Annotated in this window: 22 protein-coding genes; 6 read left to right on the top strand and 16 right to left on the bottom strand. The window is 34.0% G+C overall.

Going from position 1 to position 18,233, the window contains the following annotated elements:
* Positions 1 to 5: 5 nt before the first annotated feature.
* Genes ACXAGJ_RS02080 through ACXAGJ_RS02070 form a run of 3 tightly spaced genes read right to left on the bottom strand, consistent with a single transcriptional unit; the run spans position 6 to position 2,070 of the window.
* Complete coding sequence (locus ACXAGJ_RS02080) at positions 6 to 908, bottom strand: alpha/beta hydrolase family protein (RefSeq protein WP_474836665.1); 903 nt, start codon at positions 906 to 908, stop codon at positions 6 to 8.
* A 30-nt stretch (positions 909 to 938) separates the two neighbouring features.
* Complete coding sequence (locus ACXAGJ_RS02075; protein ID WP_474836663.1) at positions 939 to 1,169, bottom strand: hexameric tyrosine-coordinated heme protein; 231 nt, start codon at positions 1,167 to 1,169, stop codon at positions 939 to 941.
* A gap of 25 nt (positions 1,170 to 1,194) precedes the next feature.
* A complete protein-coding gene (locus ACXAGJ_RS02070) occupies positions 1,195 to 2,070 on the bottom strand; it encodes an alpha/beta hydrolase (protein WP_474836661.1) in 876 nt (291 codons plus the stop codon).
* Between the two features lie 208 nt (positions 2,071 to 2,278).
* On the opposite strand from ACXAGJ_RS02070, the gene ACXAGJ_RS02065 reads away from it, so the two are divergent.
* The 3 genes from ACXAGJ_RS02065 to ACXAGJ_RS02055 all read left to right on the top strand — a co-directional run bounded on the left by ACXAGJ_RS02065 (position 2,279) and on the right by ACXAGJ_RS02055 (position 4,687).
* Positions 2,279 to 2,821 (top strand): dual specificity protein phosphatase family protein, encoded by a 543-nt coding sequence (locus tag ACXAGJ_RS02065; protein WP_474836659.1) that lies wholly within the window; start codon positions 2,279 to 2,281, stop codon positions 2,819 to 2,821.
* Positions 2,822 to 2,997: 176 nt separating this feature from the next.
* Positions 2,998 to 3,381 (top strand): BlaI/MecI/CopY family transcriptional regulator, encoded by a 384-nt coding sequence (locus tag ACXAGJ_RS02060; protein WP_474836657.1) that lies wholly within the window; start codon positions 2,998 to 3,000, stop codon positions 3,379 to 3,381.
* Positions 3,374 to 4,687, top strand: a complete 1,314-nt coding sequence (locus tag ACXAGJ_RS02055) for a peptidoglycan DD-metalloendopeptidase family protein (RefSeq protein WP_474836655.1) — start codon at positions 3,374 to 3,376, stop codon at positions 4,685 to 4,687. Before ACXAGJ_RS02060 ends, ACXAGJ_RS02055 begins: the two co-directional genes overlap by 8 nt.
* 97 nt (positions 4,688 to 4,784) lie before the next feature.
* Here ACXAGJ_RS02055 and ACXAGJ_RS02050 read toward each other — a convergent pair whose 3' ends face one another.
* The 9 genes from ACXAGJ_RS02050 to ACXAGJ_RS02010 all read right to left on the bottom strand — a co-directional run bounded on the left by ACXAGJ_RS02050 (position 4,785) and on the right by ACXAGJ_RS02010 (position 11,752).
* Positions 4,785 to 5,555: a hypothetical protein gene (locus tag ACXAGJ_RS02050; protein ID WP_474836653.1), complete on the bottom strand. Its 771-nt coding sequence runs from the start codon at positions 5,553 to 5,555 to the stop codon at positions 4,785 to 4,787.
* A gap of 173 nt (positions 5,556 to 5,728) precedes the next feature.
* Positions 5,729 to 6,145, bottom strand: a complete 417-nt coding sequence (locus ACXAGJ_RS02045) for a thioredoxin family protein (protein WP_474836651.1) — start codon at positions 6,143 to 6,145, stop codon at positions 5,729 to 5,731.
* A gap of 80 nt (positions 6,146 to 6,225) precedes the next feature.
* Positions 6,226 to 6,801, bottom strand: a complete 576-nt coding sequence (locus ACXAGJ_RS02040; protein ID WP_474836649.1) for a carboxymuconolactone decarboxylase family protein — start codon at positions 6,799 to 6,801, stop codon at positions 6,226 to 6,228.
* 89 nt (positions 6,802 to 6,890) lie between these two features.
* Complete coding sequence (locus tag ACXAGJ_RS02035) at positions 6,891 to 7,490, bottom strand: TetR/AcrR family transcriptional regulator (protein WP_474836647.1); 600 nt, start codon at positions 7,488 to 7,490, stop codon at positions 6,891 to 6,893.
* Between the two features lie 87 nt (positions 7,491 to 7,577).
* Positions 7,578 to 8,330, bottom strand: coding sequence for a LytR/AlgR family response regulator transcription factor (locus ACXAGJ_RS02030; RefSeq protein WP_474836645.1), 753 nt, complete (start codon positions 8,328 to 8,330; stop codon positions 7,578 to 7,580).
* Positions 8,331 to 8,332: 2 nt separating this feature from the next.
* Positions 8,333 to 9,394, bottom strand: a complete 1,062-nt coding sequence (locus ACXAGJ_RS02025) for a sensor histidine kinase (RefSeq protein ID WP_474836643.1) — start codon at positions 9,392 to 9,394, stop codon at positions 8,333 to 8,335.
* A 9-nt stretch (positions 9,395 to 9,403) separates the two neighbouring features.
* Positions 9,404 to 10,204, bottom strand: coding sequence for a hypothetical protein (locus ACXAGJ_RS02020; RefSeq protein WP_474836641.1), 801 nt, complete (start codon positions 10,202 to 10,204; stop codon positions 9,404 to 9,406).
* Positions 10,191 to 10,622, bottom strand: coding sequence for an ABA4-like family protein (locus tag ACXAGJ_RS02015; protein WP_474836639.1), 432 nt, complete (start codon positions 10,620 to 10,622; stop codon positions 10,191 to 10,193). Before ACXAGJ_RS02015 ends, ACXAGJ_RS02020 begins: the two co-directional genes overlap by 14 nt.
* A gap of 221 nt (positions 10,623 to 10,843) precedes the next feature.
* Positions 10,844 to 11,752 (bottom strand): DUF5694 domain-containing protein, encoded by a 909-nt coding sequence (locus ACXAGJ_RS02010; protein WP_474836637.1) that lies wholly within the window; start codon positions 11,750 to 11,752, stop codon positions 10,844 to 10,846.
* A gap of 148 nt (positions 11,753 to 11,900) precedes the next feature.
* Here ACXAGJ_RS02010 and ACXAGJ_RS02005 point away from each other — a divergent pair, with 148 nt between their 5' ends.
* Positions 11,901 to 12,992, top strand: a complete 1,092-nt coding sequence (locus tag ACXAGJ_RS02005; protein WP_474836635.1) for a helix-turn-helix domain-containing protein — start codon at positions 11,901 to 11,903, stop codon at positions 12,990 to 12,992.
* Between the two features lie 503 nt (positions 12,993 to 13,495).
* On the opposite strand, the gene ACXAGJ_RS02000 is transcribed toward ACXAGJ_RS02005, so the two are convergent.
* Positions 13,496 to 13,723: a hypothetical protein gene (locus tag ACXAGJ_RS02000; RefSeq protein WP_073313713.1), complete on the bottom strand. Its 228-nt coding sequence runs from the start codon at positions 13,721 to 13,723 to the stop codon at positions 13,496 to 13,498.
* Between the two features lie 20 nt (positions 13,724 to 13,743).
* Positions 13,744 to 14,523 carry a prohibitin family protein gene (locus ACXAGJ_RS01995; protein ID WP_474836633.1) on the bottom strand — a complete coding sequence of 260 codons (780 nt, stop codon included), beginning with the start codon at positions 14,521 to 14,523 and terminating at the stop codon, positions 13,744 to 13,746.
* A gap of 412 nt (positions 14,524 to 14,935) precedes the next feature.
* On the opposite strand from ACXAGJ_RS01995, the gene ACXAGJ_RS01990 reads away from it, so the two are divergent.
* Both ACXAGJ_RS01990 and ACXAGJ_RS01985 read left to right on the top strand, forming a co-directional pair.
* Positions 14,936 to 15,763: a DUF3298 and DUF4163 domain-containing protein gene (locus ACXAGJ_RS01990; protein ID WP_474836631.1), complete on the top strand. Its 828-nt coding sequence runs from the start codon at positions 14,936 to 14,938 to the stop codon at positions 15,761 to 15,763.
* A gap of 81 nt (positions 15,764 to 15,844) precedes the next feature.
* Positions 15,845 to 16,711 carry a YitT family protein gene (locus ACXAGJ_RS01985; RefSeq protein WP_474836629.1) on the top strand — a complete coding sequence of 289 codons (867 nt, stop codon included), beginning with the start codon at positions 15,845 to 15,847 and terminating at the stop codon, positions 16,709 to 16,711.
* Here the strand turns inward: ACXAGJ_RS01985 and ACXAGJ_RS01980 are convergent.
* Positions 16,704 to 17,972 carry an NAD(P)/FAD-dependent oxidoreductase gene (locus ACXAGJ_RS01980; RefSeq protein WP_474836627.1) on the bottom strand — a complete coding sequence of 423 codons (1,269 nt, stop codon included), beginning with the start codon at positions 17,970 to 17,972 and terminating at the stop codon, positions 16,704 to 16,706. The two genes, ACXAGJ_RS01985 and ACXAGJ_RS01980, sit on opposite strands and share 8 nt — an antisense overlap.
* A 21-nt stretch (positions 17,973 to 17,993) precedes the next feature.
* Positions 17,994 to 18,233 carry a hypothetical protein gene (locus ACXAGJ_RS01975; RefSeq protein WP_073313687.1) on the bottom strand — a complete coding sequence of 80 codons (240 nt, stop codon included), beginning with the start codon at positions 18,231 to 18,233 and terminating at the stop codon, positions 17,994 to 17,996.

The raw sequence follows: 18,233 nt of genomic DNA, 5'->3' as shown, positions 1-18,233 counted from the left end.
CTGCATTAATCCATATGGTTATCAAACCATTCAATCATCTCTTCTGTATTTTCTGAAAAATAATTATATCCCTTAAATCTCAGCGGTGTACCTTCCATATAAACTATTTTCTTATCCTCAACTGGTGTGATATCATACATTTCTTGCACATCGGTCCACTTTGAATTCGCATCGTCTCTCACTTGAAAAAAGAAAGTAGGAATACGAAGATTTTTAAATTTAGGAATAATATTATGATCAGCAATTGTTAAACCAGTAATTTGATTGTAAATCGGTTCAAAGGATTTTAATGCTTCTTCAGGATCAATTCCCATTTGAGTTGCCTGTCTTTCAATGGTTGTCTGGCCTTTTAAAGGAGCGATACAAAGAAAACACTTAATATCTTCAAAAGCTTCTGGTTTTTTTTCTATCGCGTTAAGTGTTGCATTTGCTCCCATACACATACTAGAAAGTGCAATCTCCGCAGATTCTATTTTGGATTTTGCATATTCGATAGAGGCAAGTACTTCTTGCCATTCGTAATAACCAACTCCTGATATGCCATCTTTACCATCGCTACTTTCGCCATGCCCCCTAAGATCGTATGCTATGATATTATAACCTGCATCATGAAGTGCTTTATACCTTGGTAAAAAATTCACCTCAAAACCTCCAGCAAAATCTAATCCTTCTAGATGACCTGCGAAACCGTAACGATTGGCTGGGGAAAAATGATTACTGATAATGACTTTATTAGAATCGGCTGGAATGAACCAACCTTTAATGGTAATTCCATCTTCAGTCTCAAAACTAATATTTTCATAGTCAATCCCATAATCTTCTGGGGTTCTTAAAATAGGAGTATGTGGAGGCTTTGATAAACCTTGAGCAAGCATACTCAACATTTGTGTTTGTTGTTCATTAATCATGATTCATATGTTTTTAAAATAAGTTATTCTCTATCTCCAATAATTATTGGCAAGTGCGATGGTATGAAAATTAAGAGCAATCAATTGTGATGAAATAGTTACATCCATTATTTCAGAAATACTCACAAGACTGTATTTTTCAGACAATTTTAAATCGGATTGACTTGCTTGTAAACCTACTTTAGATAACTTGATAGCTAGTTCAAAACCTTCTTGTGGACAACTAGTAATAAGTGTGGAAAGCAATTTATCAGAATTCATTCTGGATAAAATATTTTATGAACTATTAGTTCAAATAAGTGTCAAACCAACCTACTATTTTTTCAGGGTTTTTGCCTAGCCAATCATATGCTGCACCACGTTTCTTTTCCAAATCAATCATCAATAGCTCTTTCTCCACAGTAAGGTCGTTATAATATTGTTTTACCATCTCCATGTTGGTCATGGGATCGTTACTATTTTGAATAACCAATGTGGGTACCGAAATGTCTTTTACGTATGGCAAAAAGGAATCTCCATCCAACGAAATATTTCTTTTATTCTTATTGTATTTGTTACCTGCTGCAACTAGAAAACCAGGTAACCCCATAGCTTTTACAAAGTAATCATATGTGAGTGGTTGTACAGAGATCATGGTTTTGAGGTTGGTGAATTGTTTCATATCCTCCATACCAAAAGCAAAAGTACTGGCTCCTTGCCCCATACAAATAGATAATAACCCGATATTGGCTTTTTGATATTCTTCATGTTCTGAAATGTAACGTATCGCAGCTACCACGTCTTTGCGCTCTTCCAGTCCCCATGTTACCCATCCGTTTTGTTCACTATTTCCGTGGTTTCGCATGTCATACATCAATACGGAGTACCCCGCTTCTACCAGATACTTGGCTTGATCCAAAAAATGAATGTCACTAGTCCATAAAACATTCTTCATCATTCCTTTACCTTCTTGTGTAAATCCACAACGAGAACATTGTACTCCAAAATGAGATTGAATAATTACCTTATCGGTTCCTCCTTTTATTAACCAACCAGAAAGAGTGACGCCATCTGAAGCAGTAAAGGTTACATCTTCGTAATTAAGTTGGTACTGATCTGGGGTTTCAAACACAGGGGATTTACCTGGTTTCACCATCATATCTGATATCATTTTGCCGAACATAACTTTTAGTTTTAGAATTTATAGCAAAGTTAAATATCAGATTGTGAGTAGAGTAAATCATATCACTGAATGTATAAACCAAATTACAGTATGCAGTTTTTGGATTAGATGATGCTCTAGTTTGATGACTAAAAAATGTTCAAACAATATCGTTTTTCAAGATGAACTCCTTACAATACTTAATATCTTTGTTATAAATCAATGTCGCATGCGAATCATAGTTCTTATTTCTCTAGTATTCATTTCTTTTTTTCAATGTATTGCGCAATCTAATGTAGCAGAAAAAGTAACTGTCAAACGTTTAAAAAACTTATATAAAATAAGTGATGATGTATATCGATCTGAGCAACCTAGCAAAAATGAATTTGAACGATTAGAAGATTATGGGATTAAAACTGTACTTAATTTTAGACGTTTAAAAGAAAATTCTCATAAGGCAAAAGAAACCCAACTGCAACTAGAGCGTTTACCCTTACGAGCTGCAGAAATCGACGAAGAGGATATCATTAATGCGCTACAAATTATTAATGACGCACAGAAACCCATTCTTATCCATTGCTGGCATGGATCGGATCGTACAGGAGTAGTTTCTGCAGCATATCGAATTGTTTTTGATAATTGGTCAAAAGAACGAGCCATTAAAGAGTTTAGACAGCCTCAATTTGGCTATCATGAAAAATGGTATCCTAATCTTGTTGAACTTCTTAACAATTTGAATGTTCCTAAAATAAAATCCTCATTAGGAATTTAATTATATCACTCTCTATTTTTTACTTAATATAGTAATGATGTTAGTATATACCGCTACCCTTTTGGTATACTCTATTTGAAGATGTAACGGTTACTATATAAATAGTTCAATTACTATAATTGTAGTTTTGTGACTATAAATATAGTTATATTGAAAAATAATTCTATATTTGTCCCATGAATGAACTAACAAAAGCCGAAGAACAGGTGATGAAATACGTATGGAAACTTGAAAAAGTATTCCTAAAAGATATTGTAGATCAGTTTCCTGAACCAAAACCCGCATACACTACTATATCCACTGTGGTAAGAGTTTTAGTAAAAAAAGGATTTCTAAAATTTGATACTTATGGTAAGATACGACAGTACTACCCTGCTATTTCTAAAGAGGTATATTTCAGAAAGCATATGAAAGGATTGGTTGGTAATTTTTTTAGTGGATCTGCTAGTAAGTTTACCTCTTTTTTTGCCTCAGATGAGGATCTTAATCTTACTGAATTAGAAAAGATGAAAAAAATGATCGAGGAAAAAATAGAACAACTAAAGTACAAGAATGAATAGTTTGATTTTATATATATTACAAGTAACCGCAGTCTTTTCTGTACTATACCTATGTTATCTTCTTATCTTAAGAAAACTGACTTTTTATGCACTGAATCGGGCTATACTATTAGGGATGATTCCAATTTCCTTTCTGTTACCGTTGATCAACGATGCAGTTCCTTCTTTTACAAATTCATTAATAGAAGTTCCTGTCTTTGAAGAGGTACATCACTACATGCCTCAGAATGTTACCGTTATCGAACCTTCTCCCACAACACCATCCGTCAATTACATGTTGATCGTAGGTTTCTTATACGGTTTAGGACTTCTAGCGTGTTTGCTAAGGGTGTATATAAGTATACGAAAGTTAGTGGTACTAAAAAGAACATCCATAAAGCAGCAAAAAACAGGATATGAACTAGTAGTGGGAAATGTATCCCAGGTATTTTCTTTTTTTAATACAATTTACTTACCCAAAAATAGTTGTGACCCCTTGATTATTGCTCATGAAAAAGCTCATATCCATTTTAGACATTCTGTTGACTTGATCTTTCTTGAATTGTTTATTGCGATATTTTGGTTCAATCCTTTATCCTATTTGTTTAGAAAGTCTTTAAAAGCCATTCATGAATATCAAGCAGACGAAAAGGTGATTCATCAACAAGGGAAACCATCTGAGTATCTGGAGCTATTGTTGCGTACAATTGATATTTCCAATCCAAATCACACTTATAATTATTTCAAACATCCAATCTTAAAACAACGAATAGATATGATTACAAAAACCAAATCAAGCCCTTTTACCAAACTAAAGTATGTTTTCTTAGTACTGGTATGCGTATTTTTAGTTTCCGCATTTTCGAAACCTATTGTAAACGAGGTGCCTATTACCAAAACAATGGTTATAGAATTAAGTGATGATATTCCTCCTTCCCTATTTCCAGTACAAAATGGGACTGAAAAGGACATTACCTCTCATTATGGTCATAAACGAAATAATCTCAAAATTGGTGAAGGCATCATTCATAGAGGGATAGACATAAGAGGTAGTGTTGGAACACCTGTTTTGGCTACTGCTGATGGAGTGGTTGCCAAAGCATCATTAGAAGGTAATTGGGGAAATTTAATTGTCATCCAACATGCAGATGGATATGAAACCTGGTATGCGCATCTTGACGGCTTTAATACCGAAGAAAAACAAACCATTAAAAAAGGTGATGTGATCGGATATTTAGGAAATACCGGAAAATCCACTGGACCCCATTTGCATTATGAAGTACGACATGAAGGAAAATACCTGGATCCAATAGATTACTTAAAATAGCAGTCATTATCTTTGAAATGACTACAACTAAAAAAATCAAAAGCCTTGTTTAGACTTTTGATTTTTTTTGGTTTTGTCTTTAGTTGGTTTTAAAAAATTAGGGTTTTTCAAAAAGGGATTTGTCCACATCAATACCAAATTGAATATTGGTCCAATTTGTAATGTAATACGCTTTTCCTTTCACGTTACCATCCCAATCTGCTTCAATATATTTTCTTTTTGTCGGTATTTTGATTCCGTCGATGGTTTCGTAATCAAAAGTCATCAAATACGGATCTGAGATACCAAACCCAACCACAGTAAATAAGAACTGATCAATTAACTTTGTTTCTTTATTTACATATATGATGTAGGTGTCCTGAGCATCTCCCACCTGATCGCCAAAAGTAATTTTAACTCGCTTGTAGTCTTTACCGTTTACCTTTTGATCACTTAATAACTCATGGTTTACTCCATTATCTGCCAATTTAAAGAACATGGCGAACCAATAATAATTCGTTTTCCTTAAAAATCGGGCTACGCCATTAGCTTGTTGATCATCGGATACTTTTCCATCAAAAGTTACCCATGCATCTGTTCCGTTATATCCTTCCACCACTTTACCGTTTGCGCCAGTAAGACTGTGTGTTGTATAGGTGGCGTAAGAACGTTCGCCATCAAACATATACGTTTCTTTTCCTACCAAGGTAATTGCATTTTCTCCTTTTGGAGCACGATATTCGTAGTCGTAGGATACAGTTCCTTTGTTGTAGAAGTTTTGGGCTCCGCCAATAGCCTCTACAGATTGCGCAATAATTTCTTTTGCGGTTTGTGCAGTAGCTAACGTTGAAGCTACTACAAATACTAGTGTTACAATTATTCTTTTCATCGTTTTAATAGTTTTGATTATGATTGTTATCTGTTATATTATTTCCATTTAATGCTACATCCCATACTGGGTTTCTGATCCAATACGATTTCGGTATGGTTTACTAGTGCAGTTAGTGCACTCACTAATTCGTTACCTGTGGCTTTTCCCATACCTGGGCGGGTTTCGTCAAATCACCCTCTATATGCAAGGTTTAAATCTCCATCAAACACGAAGAAATCGGGTGTACATTCTGCCTGGTATGCTTTTGCTACATCTTGTGTTTCATCATATAGATACGGAAAGGAATACCCTTCTTTTGCTGCCACTTGTTTCATGATTTCTGGTCCATCTTGTGGATAATACTGTACATCATTACTACTAATTGCTATAAACTGCACTCCTTTGGCTTGAAATTCGTTAGCTATTTCTACCAATTTGTGATTGATATGATGTACAAAGGGACAATGGTTACATATGAATATTATTACAGTAGCGATATCCGATTTTATGTCTGACAAGGAAATTGATTTCCCTGATACGGTGTCTGGTAATATAAATGAAGGAGCTTTTGTGCCCAACTCCATCATATTTGATTGTACTAATGCCATTTTTTTGGATGTGATTAGGGTAAGAATAACTTATATGAAATTAGATATCCCACAAGTTATTCTTATACCCTTTGTTATTACTATACCATTAATTTTTCCCAGGCATTTGGCTCAAATGCTGAATCTACCTTGGTTTGTGCTACGTAATTGATGTAATTAGTCATTACTTTTAAGCTCACAATGGTAATTACTTCTAATACATTTTCTTGCGTAAAGCCAGCTTCAAGAAATGCATTGATATCTTCTTGAGAAACACGACCTCTACTAGTCGTAGTAGCTTTTACATATTGGCTAAGAGCTTCTAGCCGTGCATCCGGAATTGGAGTTCCAGTACGCAAGGCATCCAGAATAGATTGATCAATCTTATGCATCTGACCAATAGAAGTATGGGCTGCCATACAATAGTGACAGTTGTTCTCATAACTGGCTGCTAGGTAAGCTACCTGTTGTTCTTTAGCACTTAAAGTACTGTTTTCACCAAGATTGGCACTTCCCTCCCAATAGTTTTTTAATAAAGCCGGATGGTTAGCCATAGTTCCTAATAAGTTAGGAACAAAACCGTAGGCTTTTTTAGCTTGCTCTAGCACTTCTTTAGAAGTTTCAGGTGCGTTTTCAATAGTCTTTACATCGTAGTTTAAATTTTCAATTGTTGTCATTTGTATACGTTTAATTTAAGTTATTTAATTTCGAAGATCAAAAAATAATAGACCGTTCGTTTATTTTTATGATAAAAAAAATAGCAAATCTAATTTGCCGTAATTTTATCCTCATTCTTTATTAAAGTCATATTAATATTCAAAAAGTGATTTAGCGGTTCTCTACTTCGTTCTACCTTCATTCTACCTAAAGCACCATTAAAGCTATCAAAAAGATAATTAGCCAAATCCAAGGCTTCAATATGTTTAATAATCTCTCCTTCTTCTTGTCCTTTTGCAATAAAACCTGCTAATCCCCTGCTCCATCTCTCATATACGGCCGATATTGCATTAGACACAGGATCTATGGTTCCGGCTACTTCTGTACTTAGATTTCCTAATAAACAACCAACCTTAAAGTCCTTTTCTGTATACCAATCAATATGAATATTGAAGTGATTTCTGATTCGATCATAATAGGATAAGGATTCGTCTGATAAGTTTTTTTCAAAGTCTTTACCTATGATCTCTTCAAAATGCAAAATAGCCTTTACCACAAAATCCTCTTTACTCTCGAAAGAATGATAGAATGAACCCTTTGGCATATCACATGCTTTAAGAATATCCCGTATTCCCGTATTGTGATACCCATTGAGGCGAAATAGCTCTATCCCCTTCTCTAAAATATTATTGATATCGTGTTTTGCCATGATTAGACCGTTCGTTTACTTTGCAAATATATAATAATAGACCGATCGTTTCAAAATGGTTTTCGTTAAACTTTTATTAAAGTAATTTTATCGGTTCATCCAGTCCTTAAAATCCTGAGTGCGTTGTCTGCTTACCACAAACTCCTGTTCCTCTGCTTTGGTAACGGTAAGTTTTACACGATGATTAAAATAAGGATCTATGCGCTCTATAGCATTTTTGACAACTAATTGGCCACGATTAATCTTAAAAAACATTTCTGGATCCAAGGTTTCATACAATTGATCAATGGTTTCGTCTACAATGTATTGTTTCGTAGCAGTTACTCCAAAGGTGATGCTATTTTCAGAATAAAAATATAGCACATCTTTTATTTTGAGTTGCACAAAACTTTTACCGTCTTTGACCAATATCCCTTCCCTTCCGCTACCTTGTTGCATATTTTGCAACAATTGGTGTACTATAGATGGGTCAATGGTGTTTGAAGTATTTGAACTCTTGAACTTATCTAATGCCCGAGCGAGGTCATTTTTCTGAATTGGTTTGAGCAAATAATCGATACTATTTACCTTAAAAGCTTGAATGGCATACTGATCAAAAGCTGTGGTGAAAATAATTGGTGCTTCTACCCTTACCTGTTGAAATATTTCAAAACTCAAGCCATCTGCCAATTGTATATCCATAAAAACCAAATCTGGGATGATTTGGTTTTGAAACCATAGCACAGCTTCTTCTACACTATCAATAATCTCTAGCAACTGATATTGAAAATTGCATGCTTGCAATAATGACTGCAATTGTCTTGCTGCTCTAGGTTCATCTTCAATGATTAGTACTTGCATGATTACTTTTTTTGTTCTGCAGAAGATAGTAATGGTAAACTTACTTTAAATTTTCCATTTGACTGATCTACGGTCAGGGATTGTTCTGAAATTAGTCCATATCGTTTTTCTATGTTTTTTAGCCCTAATTTAGTAGATGCCAACTTTGTAGATCTTGTTTGGATAGTATTGGACACCACTAAATGATTATGATCAGCTGTAACAGTAATTTCTAGGGGTTTTGCTTTGGATATTACATTGTGTTTGATAGCGTTTTCTAATAATAGTTGTAAACTCATCGGTATGATCATAGTATTTTTTACAGTATCGGGTACATCCCAATGCACTTGCAAATTAGTGCCAAAACGTTCTTTTTGAATATGAATATACGCCTCTGCAAATTTTAATTCATCATGTAGCGTAACCAGATTAACCGATCCCGATTCTAAAATAAAGCGATAGATATCCGCCAGCTTATCCACAAAGTCTTTTGCTTCTTCTTTAGAATTTTGGTCGATGATATCGCGTAGCGTATTTAAGCTATTAAATAAGAAGTGTGGCTGTGCTTGATTTCTTAGTGTATCCAGTTGCGCTTGCACTGCAATCTGTTTGGCTTGCTCTTCTTCACGAATCGATTTTTTGAGTCGAATCAAAAAATAAACAGCTTCGTAGATCGCCATGGTCATGGTACTAATCAAAATTACCGGTAAGATAATTTTTGATCGCCCCATTGGGTTATAATGCACTCCAAATATCCAAGAGAGTAGAATTCCTCCCAAGGTGTCCAATACAATTACCGTGGTTATGATACCTATGAAAAAGATAAGAATGCGTTTCAAATTATCTTTTAACGAAGGATATGTTTTTCTTAAAAAGATCAACAGCTTACGCATGATAATCCAATCAAAAGTGGAGAAAAACAAGGACACTCCCCAATTAATGATCGCCTGCGGTAACGGATATCTACTAAAGGAATTACTAAACAAATAATCCGTAATAAAGCTAAGTACGAAAATGCCGATAATCATAAACCAGCGATCATCAAAACCTAGAATTTCTATGCGCTCTTTTTTGGTATTGGGCATTATTGATATCTATAATTTAAGTAACGGAATAGCATGCGATGCCTGATAAAAAGTAAACCCTATCCAACTTGCATACAATACTCCAAAAACAAGTACTGCAAGGAATTGTTTATTGAGACGTAGTTTCTTTTTGGAAGCCACCCATACTGCGAATAACGGAATTATTTGTATACCATGCAATCCAAAGAAATGTGCTACACGAAGATCACCTCCCACTGTACTCCAATTTACTAGTGGTAAGCCTGCTCCTCCATCAGGCACACCCACATTATGAGACAATTGCCCAATCATCTGCCCTCCTACCCAACTACCGGCAATCACTACAATCCATCCCATCAAGATAGCCCATTGTACCGGTCGGTCCACCTTCATTTTTAAACGTAACGTATCGATGACATACATAAACATAATCAGCACGTTTATGGCTATTAATATTCCCATGGCAGCAAATAATAATCCATCAAGCAAAGAGCTTTGGTTGTAATGAGATTGTACTCCTCTAGCGGCTTGCATCACGATAATACCGATTTCTATGGCTAATGTCCAGGAAACGATATTATTAATGATGTTTTTTCTTCTGGTTGAATATGGATATAGTGTATTCAGATAACCAACGGTGAATATATAGATCCCTCCAGAGAGACAGAACTTCAAGGGCTTGATCCATATGTTGACTCCAACAAGGGTACGATCATCAACAATAAGTCCAATGATACATCCTATAGCCATAAGGAGATGTAACATGACAATACCGTACAAAATAGGGCTGCTTGCCTTTACTTCTCGTAATATATTCTTAAACCTGTTCATTTTTTTGATTTTTTATTGATTTGATGATGGTAAAAAGTAAAAAGCCTACAGGGCCTAACATAAAGGTGGCAAATAGACATGGTGCCATAAGTACAGGATGAATTTTCAGTTTACGATTTTGTTGGATCATCCACATTCCGATTAATAGATCAAAAGCTAAATAGTGTACCCAACCCGCAATTACTGCGTTTTTTACCGTAAAAAGCTGCATTACTGATCCTAGACTCCCAAAATCTAATCCACCACCTCCTTGGATAGAAAGAAATATGTAGATAACATAAACTACTGAGAGTAGTAAAGGAATTACTTTGTAGTCAACTAAAAATCGGGTTGCTTTCCAGTTAGGTAAAATGATCATTAGGATCCACATGGGCATGGCCATCATATTGGCGATTGAAAACACTTGTTCTGGACTCATACTATTCTGATTTGATTATACTTAGATTACTCATAATAGTTTCAAATCTAGATAGGATATGAGAAAAAAGAAATAAAATTCTGTTCAATCGTCGTAAAATGACTTTGAACCATCAGAGTAGTAATTAATGGTATAAAATTCAGAAAGCAATCAACACTTAAGTCAGTATCTCTTTCTATAATTTCAAAAAGGACAAAACCTATTCGTACTGTCTTTGTCTTTTATTTAATAAAGAGTAAAGGATCTACAATTTGAAGCTCTGGTGTATTTTTCATTAATTGTTCCAACACCCATTTGTGATTAGAGCCCACAAAAAGGATCACTTTGTCCCCTGGATCTGATTGTCGAAGCACGTGCATCATCATTCGAATATTTCTTTGATACCATCGTCCTAACCAATCTGCACCAATCCAATTGTGATCCACTCCTACTCTAACTTCTATGGCATGCATTCTTGCAATATCATACTGAGCGGCTTCTGCATTATTTAGTGATTTAATATTATTGTATAGCCCTAGAGAATTTCGTACGCTATCATTATAGGTGTATACTTCTGAGATTTGCTGATGATGTTTTTTATTGAATTGGGTATCCACGGAATCTGCATATTTGGCGAAAGAACTAAAACTAAAATCTTCTAGGGACCCTATAAAATCAGGTTTGTTATCAAAAAGATAAATAGCATCATGCCGTAATCTTTTTGCCATTTTAAATCCTAATTGATAAATCTCATTTCTCAGAGAGTCAATAGACTCCTCTGATGTTAAGTATTCCTGATATCTTGCATTATAAACAGAATCATAAAGAGGAGACTTTTCTATGAATACCTTTGTGGCACCAAACTTTTCTAAGTCAGTTAGTAACCGATCTATTTCAAGTTGATTTTTTTCAGACAATTCATCATAATTCGTTTCCTGATCAAAATGAAAAGTGCCAATGATCAATACCTCTATTTGATCTTTAAAATGTAATGCTTTGTATACAGAGTTTTCTTTTTCAATGGTGTCGGTTTTTGTACAACTCGTCATACATAATGCGATTACAAAGCAATACAGGGTATTCATCATCTTGATAAAGGAACTCATCATATTGGTCATATTTAATTTTTGATTGGCACCAAAGTAGCTCATTTTTTTATTGGGCATTTGTTCAAAAAGGTCCCAAAACTAATAATGGGACAACTTTTGAATTCGATTAATGGTGAGTTATGGCTGAATGGATCTTACTATTGTATTTTATATATTTAAGAACGGTTCTAGTTATAAATATCACAGCTATATGGAGTTATTTTTTGACGGAATGTTGTGCTTTTTAGGCATTCAATTGATAGGTGTTTCTATCTTACACTTTTACGAAAGATCAAATCAGAACACGATTTATCTGGCTAGTATTTGTGCAATTTTTGGCCTTTGGTATTGCTACTTCATATTTCACCAAACATGGAGGCAACATTTCTTACTGGGAATTTTGCTAGGACCAGATAAGATGCTTTTTATTCCGGCTCTTCTATTGTTTTATTTTAAAAGCATTATTGAAGATTTGAAGACAAATTACATCGTCAAGCATTTGACTATCCCTTCAATTGTTTATCTAGCTTCACTGGTGATACGACATTTTTTTCCAGAATACTGGCCGTCATTCGACAAACAACAAGTCCCCATATTTTTTATCGCTGGGATTGCTATTTTCTGGTATTACTTCTTTTTAACCCGGAAAGCATTAAAACTTTACCTCAAATCATATCTTCAACCAAAGGTCTATAAGCGTTTTCTGTTTTTATTCTATTCGTTATACTCTTTTATGCTGCTTACACCAGCATTTGACATGTTGAAGTCTTTCTGGGATGCACTCTATACTACCAATGCCTCAACAAACTTATATGCATTGATTCTGGAATACACAGAGGATATCGTGTACTTGCATTTCTTTTTTATTACCTACGTTTTTTCTTTGTATGCACTTACCGAGCTGCGCTTTATTCGCAGGTTATTGTTTCCTAATGATCCTTTGTTAAGTAAAAACCTATTAACGAACACAGAAGAGATAAGCTATTTACTTAACCACAAGCTGATTGATCAAAAACTATATCAAGACCCTACTATCACTGTAGTTTCTTTTGCTAAACGTTTTGATATTCAGAAAAAAGATATTGTAGATTATCTAGGAGTAACAAACAAAGGTTCTTTTATTGAGTATATCAATCGGTTAAGAATAGAAGAATTTAAAAGGTTGCTGAAAGATGAAAAACATAAAAATTATGATCTGGTTGGATTGGCCCTAGAATGTGGGTTTGCTTCTAAGTCTACCTTTTTTAGGGTTTTTAAAAAACAAGAAGGGATGACTCCCAATGAGTACAAGAAACAACTTTGATTAAAAAAGCGAAGCATAGTATAAAAAAGCCCAGATGTTTGTTTTACATCCAGGCCTTTTATTCTTAGCAGTAATTTATCATTTTATTTACTCATCACATATCTGCACGCTGAAGGTAAATTAATTATAAGGTCTCTCAACTTCTGAATATCGACGATCAGAATTCCAAAAAATAACTTTCTCATATCCTAATTTTTTAACTGTTAAACCATCAATTTTAAACACCTTTGATTTGTTTATTTTAGATTAGGAGCATGTACTTAAAGATAGCAATAATCCTCCTTTTTTCCTATTGTTTTAACAGCTTTTAACGATGCTTTCAGTACATTTTCGGCATACAAACTTTACTTTGATCAACAAAGAGAAAAGACTATTTACCGGGGGGATAAATAGCCTTTTCATCGCATCTAAATCAATAAACAAATCACTCTCTAATTATATTTACGTTTCTATAGGGTTTTCTTATATGCTTTGACTTATACTTATACTTTGTCATTATAATTTCAAATGATACCAGGAGCCAAACCTTTTAATCTTTTATCTATTTTTTTCTTCTTTATAGTTACTAATTTCATGATATCCATTAGTTTTGGGTCCTTCGTTTTTTTGTAAATTTCATTGATTTTGAGCACCAGAGATTTTGCTTCTCGTGAAGCTAAAACTCTATCACTAGTTGTCATCCTGGCCATACTCCTTTTTTCAAATTCTATTGCTTTTTGTAATAATATCATGATCGTAGTTTTTATTTATATTAATCTTCTGTATCAATAAGAAATGGTGTTTTACCATCGGTAAGTATAATTTTACTGTTTGGAGATTCAGAAAGCTTATTAAAAGCTTCTATACTTCGTATTTTGATGATTTCCTGAGTTAATCCTTCAGATAATATTTTCTGAGCATCTCTTTCTCCCTTTGCGTTTATAATCTTTCTATCCGCTTCTAGCTTGGCTTGTTCAATTACAAATTTCATACGCATGGCATCCTGTTCTGCCTGCAGTTTACGCTCTATAGATCTCGCTAATCCCGAAGGCAGTTGAATACTCTTCATCAATACGGCAATGAGCTCAATTCCATCGGCTTGTTTTTCCAGATTTCCTTTCATTTTAGCTTTGATTTCTTCCTCTATAGTAGCTCTCATTCCTGAGTGCATATCTTTGGCAAAAAACTTAGCGCAAACGTCTGAGGATGCGGATCTAAAAACACTAGTAATGATAGATTCGTAATCTTGTCCCAAATTTTCTAGTACACTTGGAATTTTGTGCTGCTCTAGTCGATATAGAATAGAAATCTCTGAATTGACGCTCAATCCTTCTTTACTGGGGAGGCTCAAAATCAACTTAATATTGTTCGTCTGCGTAGATTCTTTGATTACTTTGCTAGTAAAAGGATTATAAAATACTGTACCCTGGGTAGACACCTTATTAGAAAATTTCCCAAGAGTCTGCTTTACTCCTGCTTCACCTGGACGAATTACCGCACAATTTGTACATATTAATAAGGATATTGACAACAAAAAAAACCATCTATTCATCTTCATAATTTCTATTTGAGTTTTAGAATTATACTATAAAGTTAGGAAACAAAAATCATAAGTTATCATTTATATTTATTATTACATATATAATCTTTATTTATGAAATATAAATTTTATGATCGTTTTAACATATTGAAAAACAACACAATAAGATCTTTTTTAAAAGTATTACTATCGGAACCCTCTTTCCCACTGTAATGAGCGAAAATAACGAAGTAAAAATGTCCAATTTATGAATATGAATGGCCTATGGATTTAACAAAGCCTTAGCTTATTTATAAATTTTATTTATGTTTTAAATTAAAAATATAAATAAAAATATATGATAAAGAATGTAGAATTTTGCACCAGAAAAACAGATCATTTGCATAAGGAAATGATTAAAAGGATAAGCCTAAAACCTATACATATGAGAAATACATCCAACTTACTCGTAACTTTTTTAATTTCAGTTGTTTTTACCCTTGGATCTTGTAAAAAAGAGAAATCTGCACTCCTGGCAGATCATCTTTTGGAGATAAAAGAAAAGAAGCATTTAGAAGCCAAAGCAACGACTACACTTGTCAACAATACCGTTAATTCTGATAACAAAGCTTTAGAAAACAAAGTGACCACAAAGTCCTTTTACAAAAACGAAGATAATTATGTTATCGATTACCGATATCCGGTCATGGATACTAAACAGAACCCATCCTATAAAGTTTTTAATGATTTTATCACTGATCAATACTTGGATTATAAGCTTTCAGTAAAAGATATCATTAATAAACAAAAACTTTCTTGCCAGATTGGATATGATAATACGGAGCGATTTAAACGCTTGGTTGATTATAAAGTATATGCTAACAATCCCAAAGTACTAAGCGTACTTTTGTATAAAGCAAATCACTATACCAAAGAGAATCAGTATTCTTACTTATTCAAAACACTCAATTTTGATCCTGCAAAGGGAGCTTTTATATCTTTTGAATCCATGTTTCGCCCAGGTGCAGAAAAAGAGGTTTTTAAATTGGTTAGTAAAGCCCTGAAAGAAAAGATAGAAAATGATGATAATTACCAACAATGTCAGGAATTGAAGTATGATACTTTCTTAACATATAAAGATAATTTCGTTATCGATAAAAGTACGATTAAGTTTTACTTTGATGATTGTATCATTTGTCCAGTATATTCAGGAAATTATTTTGTTGAAATTCCTCGTTCATCTATTTTAGATGTTCTCAATACAGATTTTTAGTTTGAATTCTAGTCTACACTGTAAGACAGGTTCAAGCGTAAAAGTTTGAACCTGTTTTTTTTCATCTTTAAACCATCACTTATGTTTAAATCATTAATATCTGAGTATATACAAATTTTTATAGGGATCTTACTCGCTAGTATTGGATTAAAAGCGTTTCTTCTTCCCAATGGTTTTTTAGATGGTGGAGTTACTGGTATCGCGATTCTCATTAACTCTAATTTTGATATCAACATTTCCTGGGTATTGATTACCTTAAGTATTCCCTTTTTGATTTTGGCATTTTTCTCTATATCAAAAACTATGGTGATAAAGTCCATTATAGCTATTGTTACCCTGGCTATTATGATAGAATTTGAAACCTTTGAAACCATTACTGATGATAAACTTCTGATTTCCATATTTGGAGGGCTGTTTCTAGGGCTGGGTATCGGAATAACGGTAAAAAATGGAGCAGTTCTAGATGGAACCGAAATTTTGGCTATTTATATTAATGATAGATTCGGAATCAGTATCGGTAGAGTGATCCTACTTTTCAATTTTGTGCTGTTTTCTATTACTGCAATTATTGCTTCAAAAGAAGTGGCCATGTATTCGATCTTAACGTTTCTAGTAACTGCAAAGATTACGGATCTTACTATTGAAGGTTTTGAAGATTTTATAGGAGTAATGATCGTATCCAGTAAGAGTACTATGATCAAACAAGAAATTGTAGAGCAAATAGGAGCTGGAATGACCATCTATAAAGGAGTCAATGGATTTGGAAATAGTGGGAAAATTGAAGATTTTGAAGTCATTCACACGGTAATCAACCGTATGGAAATCAGTAAAATCAACCGGCTCATTAATCATATTGACCCCAATGCATTTATTATGGAATATGATGTGAATCGAATCAAAGGCGGTATTTTAAAACGATACCTGGGCCCCAAAACAGATACTAATTAAACTCTGAAGTAAACTCCTCTACGATCAAACCTTTTTCTAGAGTATCGACTATTCCCATAGCTGCTCTTTCGCCTGAGATCATTGCCGCATTCAAAGATCCATTGAGTTGCTGATCTCCTGCCAAAAAGACTCTAGAGTTTAGTTTGGTTTCAGAAGGTAACATCTCATATTGTACATTACTTAAGTCAGGCAGTGCCTGTTTAATTTGATACCTTTTCAAGAAACGGGTTGTTTCTATATTACAAAATTTCTTCAATTCAGTTTTTACCTGGGTAATCAATTCTTCTTCCTGGAGATGATGTTCCTTTACTACGGTCACAGACAGTACTGATTTGCTATCGGTATTACTTTGATAATGAATATTATTGATTAAACTCTCTGCATCTGCGATTAGCCCGATTAGGGGTTTGTTGATTACTTTGTTATCAGTTTCAAAATATAAGGTATCACAACTCTTCCAGACTGTATTTTGGTTTCTGAGATTTTTTACAATAGGACTGGGATCCGCAGCGATAATGGTAAAATGACTTTCCAAGTTATCACCATCTGCCAAATAAATCTTACCTTCTTCTACCTGTTTTACAGACGTGTTGTACATGAAAGAAGTTGCTCTTAATTGCACGACAAGCTGCTTTGCGATATCTTCTATTCCATTTTTAGGAATTGCAGCATTGCCTTCACCAAACATCTTATAGATGAACTTAAACATTCTGGATGATGTTTGTAAATCTGGCTCTAAAAAGATCCCACTAAAAAAAGGTCTAAAAAATTGTTCAATCATTGCTTTAGAGAATCCAAATTCTACTAAAAAATTATAGGTGGATTGTTCCTCTTCTTTAAACAAATCAGTAATAGGAGTTCTTTTTAATATCCGATTTAGCCGTAATACCTTCAGTTTATCCGAGAAGTTACCCACCGAAGAGGTTATCGTAGGTAGAAGTAGTGAGATATCTCTTCCAGGATCTCCGATAATCGTAGTTTTTCCATTATTAAAAATTTGTGCACCTGGTAGAAAGGATTCCAGTCCTAAACTATCAATATTTAGATATTTTTGAACTGAAGGGTATGCTGTAAGCAACACCTGAAAACCATGATCCAATCGGTATTGTTCTATCTGATCTGTTTTTACCCTGCCTCCTGCCCTGTCTGAAGCTTCAATAATGACAGGGTGATACCCGTGATTTTCTAAAACTTTTGCCGCAACAAGGCCGCTAACGCCAGCACCAACAATATGAATTTTGTAATTTTCTTTGTCCATCATAGCATATTAAAGCGTGGAAAATCAATTTAGTCTTAGGTTGAATGCAAGTATTTGTCTGACCTCCTTTTTATGTGGTTTAGGGCAATTTTTTAATATTCTCCGTTTAATGATATTGTCAATTTCTCCAGGTTTTACCCATTCCATTAACCCATAATTAAGGATACTCTCATCATAACTGTGCTGTATCCTACCATTTTTAAAAAAAGTGTATTTGTCTTCAAGGCGATCTCTACCCACACTAATGGTACAAAGTTCATTCAT

It is taken from the genome of Aquimarina sp. AWH4_224 (genome assembly GCF_056160245.1).
The sequence above is the reverse complement of the archived record's forward strand: the minus strand, read 5'-3'. Positions and strand labels throughout refer to the sequence as shown.

Coding starts and splice junctions, on each gene's coding strand:
- ACXAGJ_RS02080 (WP_474836665.1), bottom strand. CDS start 908: ATGATTAATGAACAACAAACACAAATGTTGAGTATGCTTGCTCAAGGT.
- ACXAGJ_RS02075 (WP_474836663.1), bottom strand. CDS start 1,169: ATGAATTCTGATAAATTGCTTTCCACACTTATTACTAGTTGTCCACAA.
- ACXAGJ_RS02070 (WP_474836661.1), bottom strand. CDS start 2,070: ATGTTCGGCAAAATGATATCAGATATGATGGTGAAACCAGGTAAATCC.
- ACXAGJ_RS02065 (WP_474836659.1), top strand. CDS start 2,279: ATGCGAATCATAGTTCTTATTTCTCTAGTATTCATTTCTTTTTTTCAA.
- ACXAGJ_RS02060 (WP_474836657.1), top strand. CDS start 2,998: ATGAATGAACTAACAAAAGCCGAAGAACAGGTGATGAAATACGTATGG.
- ACXAGJ_RS02055 (WP_474836655.1), top strand. CDS start 3,374: ATGAATAGTTTGATTTTATATATATTACAAGTAACCGCAGTCTTTTCT.
- ACXAGJ_RS02050 (WP_474836653.1), bottom strand. CDS start 5,555: ATGAAAAGAATAATTGTAACACTAGTATTTGTAGTAGCTTCAACGTTA.
- ACXAGJ_RS02045 (WP_474836651.1), bottom strand. CDS start 6,145: ATGGCATTAGTACAATCAAATATGATGGAGTTGGGCACAAAAGCTCCT.
- ACXAGJ_RS02040 (WP_474836649.1), bottom strand. CDS start 6,801: ATGACAACAATTGAAAATTTAAACTACGATGTAAAGACTATTGAAAAC.
- ACXAGJ_RS02035 (WP_474836647.1), bottom strand. CDS start 7,490: ATGGCAAAACACGATATCAATAATATTTTAGAGAAGGGGATAGAGCTA.
- ACXAGJ_RS02030 (WP_474836645.1), bottom strand. CDS start 8,330: ATGCAAGTACTAATCATTGAAGATGAACCTAGAGCAGCAAGACAATTG.
- ACXAGJ_RS02025 (WP_474836643.1), bottom strand. CDS start 9,394: ATGCCCAATACCAAAAAAGAGCGCATAGAAATTCTAGGTTTTGATGAT.
- ACXAGJ_RS02020 (WP_474836641.1), bottom strand. CDS start 10,204: ATGAACAGGTTTAAGAATATATTACGAGAAGTAAAGGCAAGCAGCCCT.
- ACXAGJ_RS02015 (WP_474836639.1), bottom strand. CDS start 10,622: ATGAGTCCAGAACAAGTGTTTTCAATCGCCAATATGATGGCCATGCCC.
- ACXAGJ_RS02010 (WP_474836637.1), bottom strand. CDS start 11,752: ATGAGCTACTTTGGTGCCAATCAAAAATTAAATATGACCAATATGATG.
- ACXAGJ_RS02005 (WP_474836635.1), top strand. CDS start 11,901: ATGGAGTTATTTTTTGACGGAATGTTGTGCTTTTTAGGCATTCAATTG.
- ACXAGJ_RS02000 (WP_073313713.1), bottom strand. CDS start 13,723: ATGATATTATTACAAAAAGCAATAGAATTTGAAAAAAGGAGTATGGCC.
- ACXAGJ_RS01995 (WP_474836633.1), bottom strand. CDS start 14,523: ATGAATAGATGGTTTTTTTTGTTGTCAATATCCTTATTAATATGTACA.
- ACXAGJ_RS01990 (WP_474836631.1), top strand. CDS start 14,936: ATGAGAAATACATCCAACTTACTCGTAACTTTTTTAATTTCAGTTGTT.
- ACXAGJ_RS01985 (WP_474836629.1), top strand. CDS start 15,845: ATGTTTAAATCATTAATATCTGAGTATATACAAATTTTTATAGGGATC.
- ACXAGJ_RS01980 (WP_474836627.1), bottom strand. CDS start 17,972: ATGATGGACAAAGAAAATTACAAAATTCATATTGTTGGTGCTGGCGTT.
- ACXAGJ_RS01975 (WP_073313687.1), bottom strand. CDS start 18,233: ATGAATGAACTTTGTACCATTAGTGTGGGTAGAGATCGCCTTGAAGAC.